Source organism: Aquabacterium sp., assembly GCF_021768455.1.
Taxonomy (GTDB): domain Bacteria; phylum Pseudomonadota; class Gammaproteobacteria; order Burkholderiales; family Burkholderiaceae_C; genus Aquabacterium.
Map to the genome: position 1 here is coordinate 1 of NZ_JAIZVX010000209.1, position 5127 is coordinate 5127.

Consider the following 5127-nt stretch of genomic DNA (forward strand, 5'->3'; position numbering starts at 1 on the left):
GCGCCGATATTCACCGACGAGGTCCTTCGTTGAACGCATCGGCTACCGCTCCGCTTTCTGTCCTGCGCTTCTGGCGTGACCTGGAAGTCTTCAACATCCCGACCGCACCATCGGCCAAGGACAGCAGCGACCAGGTCAAGATCGTCACGCTCAGACGCGGCGATGTCCTGCCTTGGCAACACCCTCACTTCCAGCCAACACCGGAGCATGGCTACGTCCATGTCGTCTATGTGGGCGTGGCCGACACGGAGGACCTCTCCCGGTTGATGCTTCAATCGGTGTTCCCAGAGGAAGACCTCAGTGAGCGCGAACGCCAGCGCGCAACCGGAAACGGCTGGCTTGCTGCCTTCGTCGCCAACGAAGATGGCCACCCCAAGCTCGACAGCTACCTGCCTGCCAGCTTTGCACACGGGGTCGATGCGCTGTGGCATTCCGAGCCGCTGGAGAACGTCAACACCCGACTGGCACGTGCCACGGATGAATTCGGTCAACGACGCCACCACCTGCGGCCTATCGCCACCGACGCGCAGCAAACACCGCCCACTGGCCAGCCCGACACCCCAACAGCGCCAAGCCCCTTGACCTGGAGCGATCTGGACGAAGAGTTGCGCACCGTGTGCAAGCTGCTGGGCCCAGGGGCCGATGCGGCAGGCCTGGACTGGCGTGTGGTGGTTCGGGTGTCACGGGTCAAGCGCCGCTTCCTCGATGACAGCCTCAACGCCGCCATCGACTACCTGAACTCCTTCTACCTGGATGACCTCAACCGCCTGATCACACAGGCGGGCAAGAACAAGCCCTTTGGCAAAGCCCTGAGCACCTTTCTGGGCGCGCCCATTGCCCCCGAGCAGCGCATCGACATCCTGAACGACCACGCGGCCATGGGTGAACTGGTGAGCGTGGCCCGCCTGCCCAGCGCACGTTGGCCAGCTTCACCAGAGGCCCCACTGGTGCTGGCTCAGCAAGCTGCGGTGGCCCAGGTGCTCAGCACCTTGGGGCGCGATGGCGGCACGCTGGGCATCAATGGCCCACCGGGCACGGGCAAGACCACCTTGCTGTGCGATGTGATCGCCGAGGTGGTCACCGAGCGTGCGCGCAAGATCGCCGCGCTCAGCCGCCCCATCGAGCTGTTCGAAGACAGCGTGAGCGTGGCGGGCAAAAACTTCTTCCCGCTCAAGGCCAAGGTGGTGGGCGGCTCGTCCATCGTTGTGACCAGCACCAACAACAACGCGGTCAAGAACATCACGCAGGAGCTGCCTGCGCGCGCGAAGGTGCACAGCGACTTTGCCTCGGCCACCTACTTTGACGAGGTGATCCGAGAGGTGTTCGCGGCCCAGAAGGTGGTGGACGACGACAAGCAGCCCATCGACTGCTGGGGCCTGGCCGCCGCCGCGTTGGGCAATGCAGGCAACCGCCGCTCTTTCGCCCGGGGATTTTTTCGGGATGAACCACGTCAGGCACCCAACACCGAAACGCCATCGCCCGGCAACGCTCAAGAAGGCGAAGCCCCAGGTGCGACCGCTCAAGCCACCACGCCTACACCCGTCGATCCGTTGCCACCCTCGATCAAACAACTGCTGGAAGCGGCCAGCAACGACTACAGCCGCTACCAAGGCGAATGGCATGCGGCCAAGAAGTCCTTCCTGGCGCTTCTGGCCGATTTCGATGCCTGCCGTGGCGTCTTGCTTCAGGCGGAAAAGTCAGCTCAGCGGATCGATGCCTGCCAGCAGCGGGTCAATGCCCAGCGTGATGCCGCGCAGGCCCAGGCCCAAGTGATCGACCAAGCCAGCCGCCACCTCGCGCAGCTTCAGGACAACAAGGCCATCCAGCATGCCCTGGTCGATTCCCGCCGGGCCACGCTCGACCAGGCGCGTTCGCAATGCCTGCCCAACCTATGGGACAAACTGTGCGCTTGGTTTGGGCAGGACACCGAACGCATGAAGGCGCTGCGCGCCACGCTGGTCGAGCCCACGCGGGCCTTGGCGCAAGCCGCCGAAGCGCTGGCCCAACTGGCGCAGGATGGCGCCATGGCCGAAGCACGGCTGGAGCAACAGCGCGAGGTGCATCGTGCCCAGGTCCTGACACTGCAGGGTTCCGAGCGCGAATTGCAAGGCCACCAACGTGCGCTGAAAGCCGGACACGACGCCGGGGCACGGCACTTCCCCGATGCCAGTTTCTGGCAACTGCCCGCCGACCAGCGCCATCGCGCGTCGGTGGCGGTCAGCCCGGCGCTGGATGCACTGCGGGCCCGCATCTTCCTGCAAGCCATGGAACTGCACCGACTGACGGTGCTGGCCAACGCAGGCAAGTTCATCGGCAACCTGCGCGCCGTCAACGGCATGCTCACCGGTTCGCTGAAAGACAAGCTGCCCCTGGAGCAGCGTCCCCTGTTGTGGGACGCCTTCTTCTTCATCGTGCCAGTGGTTTCGACCACCCTCGCGTCCTTCGATCGCCTGTTCGCTGGCATGGGCCAGGACAGCCTGGGTTGGTTGCTGGTCGATGAGGCGGGGCAAGCCACCCCGCAATCAGCAGCCGGTGCCATCTGGCGCAGTCAGCGGGCGGTGCTTGTGGGCGACCCCTTGCAGATCGAACCCGTGTTCACCGTGCCCTTGATGCTGGTCGAAGAGTTCCGCCGCCGCCACGCCGTGGACCCCATGTGGTCACCCAATGACGAATCGGTTCAGACCCTGGCCGACCGTGTCACCCGTCATGGCTCCTGGGTCGCATCCCAAGTCACCAGCGGCGCCGTCGATGCGGAGAAGGCTCAGCCCATCTGGACGGGCATGCCCTTGCGCACGCACCGCCGCTGCGACGATCCCATGTTCAACGTGGCCAACCGCATTGCCTACGCCGAACAGATGGTGCATGGCCGTGTGGACGATCTGGGCCAGCCTGAAAAAACGAAGTTCACCTGCGTGCTCGGTGACAGCGCCTGGCTGGACGTGCGCGCCACCCGCGCCACCCATCCGGTCATCGAAGACGAACTCCATGTCCTGGTGAACTGCCTGCGCCAGCTTCAACAGCAACCAGCATTCACACCTGCCAGAAAGGCCGGGGGCAAGGACAAGGCCGCCAAGGTGTTCGTGATCTCGCCGTTTCGCAAAATCAAGAACGCCTGCATCAAGCGGATCAAGGATGCAGGGTTGGGCCAGATCGAGTGCGGAACCGTGCACACCTTCCAGGGCAAGGAAGCAGAAATCGTGTTCCTGGTGCTGGGCACGGCCCCTGGGCAAGCCGGGTCAGGCGCGCGTGCCTGGGCTTCGGGCAAGCCCAACCTGCTGAATGTGGCCATCACGCGCGCCAAGCATCGGCTGTATGTGATCGGGGATGCCTCGCAGTGGGGTGGACTCAACCATTTTGATCAATTGGCCGAAGACCTGCCTGCCCGACCAACCCCATCAACACCCCGGTCGTTTGACACCATTGCTCATGAAGCCCGCCTCTAGATGTTCAAAGCGTGTCCATGTGTCTTTCTTGAGGAAGGCCACAGTCGCATCGTCGTCCAGCCCTTGGCGAAAATTCATTTCCTCCTGAATGATCGCATCGGCAAAGGCGATGCACCACTCAGGCGCGTACTGGGTTTCATCTAGAAGAACGTTGTCTTGGCGCCCGGCGTTCACCGCCAAGCAGGCCTTGTCCCACCAACGAATCACCCTGAGCAGCTCGTCCTTCAGACCAGGCTTTTCGGGAAGTTTTCCGGCTATGCAAGATGTGCTGAGGGCATCAATGGCGGCTCGACGGGCGAGTTGCTTCAGCCTGTCTTCCTCATGATGCGCTTCGCACAAACCACCTAGGAACGGAGCCTCTTCGCAGTCCCATCGTCTACAAGTCAGTGTTTTCTTTCTGCCCACTCTGCACCTTTCGTGATGACACTTGTTGCGTCAGCTGCGCAATCCAAACACATCATTCGCAGCGAACAGCAATGTCGGTCCCGGACACCATGCGGCCTCATCCTCCCACTGCAGCTCATGCGGAAACGGCACCATGTTGAGTTCGTAGAGACGCAGCATGCCTTCAACGGGTATGTAACTGCCATCCAGCTTCGAGCATGTTGGGCAAGCATGGCGTGAGCCGACAGCATGCACGTCATGGTTCTTCAAGATCCTGGATCGCCGCAACACCTCATAGTTGCGCCTGAGGGCGCGAACAAAGCCGCCGACAGCCATGTTGTCGCAAACACCAATGAGCGCGTCCAATCCTTCGTTGGCGACCCGATAGTCAGGCGATGACGCCGTGAACAGTGCGTCCATGGTAGGCATACCGCTCAAGGTAAGACCTGCAAAATCCGGCATGAAGCTCACAGCACTGAGTGTTGGCAAAAAGCGGTTGAAATCGGTCGCACTCATGTGATATCCATTGAGCTCGATATCCCGCTCCTGCGCGATCATGCGGTTGGCAGCATCAACCCGGTCCTCCTCCATCTGGAAAGGGGACAGTCCTGCCTGACGCGCCTGGACGATCTGAGCCAGCGTCTCCGCCTCCACTTTGTCCATCAGCCGTTTGTAATCTGGCTCGGTCAGGGTCAGATACGCGCCGACAAGCCCATTGATCTCAGTCCAGACCTTCTGCTTGTACCGCTCTTCCTCAGGCGTTAGATGCATAGCCCACCGTCCGATTCAATCGCTGACACTGATGTTGATGGCGCTGATCGGGATCCGAGCGTGCATGCTTTCTGGATCTGTCAGCCACTGCGGCAACAAGGACAGCTCAAGATGGATGGGGATGGAGGCATCTTCCATACCGCCCGTTGTCAGGGCATGGATCAGCGCCTGGCGATCACGGGAAGACAGGTGGAAGTTGAGCATCGCGCCATCGGATCGATGACGAACGTAGATTTCGATACCGCTCATGTTTGGCTCCTACACACATGTTTGTGTTGATTGTGCCCGCGGTGTAGGAGAGGTGTCATCCACCCTGGCGGGCAACTTTATCCACAGAAACTGGGGATAACTTGCCGCATTGAAGGGCAATGCCTGCCTGCCCATAGCCGAAAACTCGGGCTGCTCTATTTTTGGGCAACCTTGCCAATGGCTCAACGTGCCCAACCCAGATCACGAAGCACGAACCCCAGAGCCTCAATGGCGAACGCGCCGTCTGCTTCCGTGACGTCACGGGTGCCCAGGCGCTGCT

At 61.6% G+C, this 5127-nt stretch carries 4 protein-coding genes; 1 reads left to right on the plus strand and 3 read right to left on the minus strand.

Translation table 11 applies throughout. From position 1 onward, the window contains the following. The first annotated feature begins 29 nt into the window (after positions 1–29). Positions 30–3443, plus strand: coding sequence for an ATP-binding protein (locus QZ994_RS18540; protein ID WP_290877150.1), 3414 nt, complete (start codon positions 30–32; stop codon positions 3441–3443). Here QZ994_RS18540 and QZ994_RS18545 read toward each other — a convergent pair. The 3 genes from QZ994_RS18545 to QZ994_RS18555 are packed head-to-tail and all read right to left on the minus strand — an operon-like array spanning position 3396 to position 4847. Beyond that, positions 3396–3848, minus strand: a complete 453-nt coding sequence (locus QZ994_RS18545) for a hypothetical protein (protein WP_290877153.1) — start codon at positions 3846–3848, stop codon at positions 3396–3398. The two genes, QZ994_RS18540 and QZ994_RS18545, sit on opposite strands and share 48 nt — an antisense overlap. A gap of 30 nt (positions 3849–3878) precedes the next feature. After that, a complete protein-coding gene (locus QZ994_RS18550; protein WP_290877156.1) occupies positions 3879–4598 on the minus strand; it encodes a hypothetical protein in 720 nt (239 codons plus the stop codon). Between the two features lie 15 nt (positions 4599–4613). Continuing rightward, complete coding sequence (locus tag QZ994_RS18555; protein ID WP_290877159.1) at positions 4614–4847, minus strand: hypothetical protein; 234 nt, start codon at positions 4845–4847, stop codon at positions 4614–4616. Between the last annotated feature and the right edge of the window lie 280 nt (positions 4848–5127).

Bases quoted from the DNA above. Each gene is read 5' to 3' on its own strand.
- QZ994_RS18550 (WP_290877156.1), bottom strand. From the start codon at position 4,598: ATGCATCTAACGCCTGAGGAAGAGCGGTACAAGCAGAAGGTCTGGACT.
- QZ994_RS18555 (WP_290877159.1), bottom strand. From the start codon at position 4,847: ATGAGCGGTATCGAAATCTACGTTCGTCATCGATCCGATGGCGCGATG.